Origin of the sequence: Edaphobacter aggregans DSM 19364, from assembly GCF_000745965.1 — a bacterium.
GTDB lineage: Bacteria > Acidobacteriota > Terriglobia > Terriglobales > Acidobacteriaceae > Edaphobacter > Edaphobacter aggregans.
Genome location: NZ_KN050789.1, coordinates 204,018 through 205,034, shown reverse-complemented (window position 1 = coordinate 205,034; position 1,017 = coordinate 204,018). Strand labels below are relative to the sequence as shown.

At 65.0% G+C, this 1,017-nt stretch carries 2 protein-coding genes; both read right to left on the bottom strand.

Translation table 11 applies throughout. From position 1 onward, the window contains the following. The coding region (locus Q363_RS42560) for an SDR family NAD(P)-dependent oxidoreductase (protein WP_035359332.1) at positions 1-286 on the bottom strand (286 nt) is incomplete at its 3' end. Between the two features lie 67 nt (positions 287-353). Then, positions 354-869, bottom strand: coding sequence for a YybH family protein (locus tag Q363_RS33900; RefSeq protein ID WP_051979717.1), 516 nt, complete (start codon positions 867-869; stop codon positions 354-356). Positions 870-1,017: the final 148 nt, after the last annotated feature.

Sequence of the window (1,017 nt, the reverse complement as noted above, 5' to 3'; positions counted from 1 at the left end):
GTCTTGCCGGGTAGTTTTTCGGTGTGCATCTGGGGCTTGAGGTTGGGATCTGCGGTGTTTGGGACAGCGACTCCGAGGTCATGGCTGCAAAGCCCGGCGAAGGCGCGCCGGAGGCGATGAAGGACTCGTCGGTGAGATCGCCGGCGAGGGTGAGGGCGTCGGCGTTGGGGAGGGGCGGGCAGGGCTTGAGATCGAGGAGGGCGAGCGAGTAGCCGGCGGCGGCGAAGAGCTCGGCGGTGCGGCGGCCGATGCCCTGGGCCGCGCCGGTGATGATGGCGAGGGTCATGAGGCTATTGTCGCCTGTTGGTGGGGCGCGGGGTTCGAGACGGCTGTGATTTTCGTGCGCCGCGGAGCTACTTCGCTGCCTTGGGGGTGGGTGCGGGTGCTGGTGCGGGTGGTGGGACTTCGGAGGTGGAGATGTCGGCTACGGCCTTCCAGGTTCCGTCAGGCTCCTTGCGGTAGGTGGTGACGTAGTTGCCCCGGTCGTGGATGACCTGCTTGGTCTGGGGGTCGGTTAGGGTGAGGGTATAGGTGCCCTGGGTGTAGGCGAGGTCACCTGATTTGGCTACCTCGACGCGGGTGGTGACGAACTTGAGCTCCATGGCGGGATCGGCGGTCATCGGCTTGATGCCTTCGCGAATGGCGGCCTTGCCGTTGCTGAGGTGAGCGCCAGGAACCATGAGGACGGCGTCGTCGGCGTAGTGGGACATGATCTTGTCGAGGTCGCGGGCGGCGTAGTCCTGGTTCCACTGGGCCTCGGTGGCGTGCACGGCGGAGACGTCAGCGTTGTGGGTGTCGGAGGATTGCTTGCAGGCGGTGAGTGTGGCGGCGACAAGCGTTGCGGCGCAGAGAGCAGCGAAGGGTTTCATCGGGTTGGTCCTCCTGGGAAAAGAAATGCGGCAAAAAAGGAAGAGCCCCGCGCGTTGCGGGGCCCGAGTGGTGCGGGTGCAGTATATGCCAGAGGAGGCTGGGGTGATGAGAGATTCGGTTGGATCAATTCGAGCCAGGGTAGTGCTC